This window comes from Capnocytophaga catalasegens (assembly GCF_026005215.1).
Taxonomy (GTDB): domain Bacteria; phylum Bacteroidota; class Bacteroidia; order Flavobacteriales; family Flavobacteriaceae; genus Capnocytophaga; species Capnocytophaga catalasegens.
The window spans coordinates 1-1,348 of the sequence record NZ_BPMA01000086.1 but is presented as its reverse complement, the minus strand read 5'-3'; the positions used below and the strand labels follow the sequence as shown (position 1 = coordinate 1,348).

Here is a 1,348-nt window from a genome sequence, read left to right as displayed (position 1 = left end):
TTTTCAATTGCCCGATTTCATCATAATCATAATTCATTGTACGATTGAAATTTTTGCCATAATTGTCCATATCTTGCCATTCTTTTCGGATAAGTTTATCATTTTCGTAGATAAAATGCTCTATCCAATAGCCGTTTTCTTCAAAAAAAGAATAAATTTCCGTTAATTGGTTGTCTTCATACAGAAATTTTTTAATATTTATGAGTTCTTTGTCATTTCCGTAATCAAAATGATAGCTCAAAATCTCATTTTGGTTTCTGAAATAGAAAGTTTCATAGAAATTGTCTTTAAAACTGGTCATTCCTCTTGCTACGATGATTTCATCAGCAGAATTTACACCATACTGACGATTTTTGGCAGGCTCTTCCTTTAATATTTTACCTTTCGAAAACCGATTTTGCTCAAACCAAAACGGATTTAACGAAAAAATATCATTACTCGTCCAAAACCAACGTACTACTTGATTTTCAATATCAGTTTTTAAGGTTTGATAATCATTTTGAGCTTTGTTAAAAAGCTGTTTTAATTCTACAATGTGTTTCATTTTATTATTTTTTCTTTTTTTTGATGATTCTACTTGCTAAACTTCGTATTTTCAGGAACATTCCAATAGTTTTCAAAGTCTTTTTGGGTGATTTCCTCCGTAAAAAATTCGTGATCGGGGTCGGTAAAAGCAAGAACTTCTTTAAGTGTATTGCATTCCAACCAAATGCCGTCTTCGGGTACATTGGAGCGGTCGGCATAGCGTTTTTCGCCATCACGGAATACTTCCACACGCATCACCTCGCCCAAATCATCAAACGCCGAAATGTACAAAATCGGAGCGTCATCAAGGTTGTGTTTCCAATAGGTTTTTGTATATCTCATTTTTAATTAGTTGTTTTTTAGTGATTTAAAAGGCAATAGAATCAGTATCGGTTAAATTTGTATTTATCACATCATCAATAAATTGTGATAAAGAATAGGAATAGTATTTTTGCATTACATAATTTGGTATTGTTAATTAAATTTGCATCCAAAAAAGAATAACTTGTTCTAAGTGTAAATCTAGTCAATCTACCAAAGATGGCAAAACCAATGCTGGAAAACAACGCTATAAGCGTAAAAATTGTAATTATCACTTTAGTGTAGAGAAGCGTTGCACCGAAAAAACCGATAAACAAAAACGCCTTGCCTTGCAACTTTATTTGGAAGGTATGGGTTTTCGTGCTATTGGTAGAGTATTGCAAATCAGCTATGGAACGGTTTTTCAATGGGTTAAAAAATGGGGAGAACAGGCTGAACTTCCCCAAAAAGAAGCCCCGATAGAAATCGTTGAATTAGATGAAATTCACACCTATATTCAGCA

At 33.0% G+C, this 1,348-nt stretch carries 2 protein-coding genes and 1 pseudogene; 1 reads left to right on the top strand and 2 read right to left on the bottom strand.

Going from position 1 to position 1,348, the window contains the following annotated elements; all coding sequences use genetic code 11:
* Both OO775_RS13835 and OO775_RS13830 read right to left on the bottom strand, forming a co-directional pair.
* Window positions 1–544: pseudogene (locus OO775_RS13835) on the bottom strand (hypothetical protein); the annotation flags it as partial.
* Window positions 545–573: 29 nt separating this feature from the next.
* Window positions 574–867 carry a DUF6881 domain-containing protein gene (locus tag OO775_RS13830; protein WP_264847814.1) on the bottom strand — a complete coding sequence of 98 codons (294 nt, stop codon included), beginning with the start codon at window positions 865–867 and terminating at the stop codon, window positions 574–576.
* 158 nt (window positions 868–1,025) lie between these two features.
* Between OO775_RS13830 and OO775_RS14170 the strand changes: the two genes are divergently transcribed.
* The coding region (locus tag OO775_RS14170; protein WP_444979448.1) for an IS1 family transposase at window positions 1,026–1,348 on the top strand (323 nt) is incomplete at its 3' end.

Excerpts from the sequence above, each read along its gene's own strand:
- OO775_RS13830 (WP_264847814.1), bottom strand. The coding sequence starts at position 867 with ATGAGATATACAAAAACCTATTGGAAACACAACCTTGATGACGCTCCG.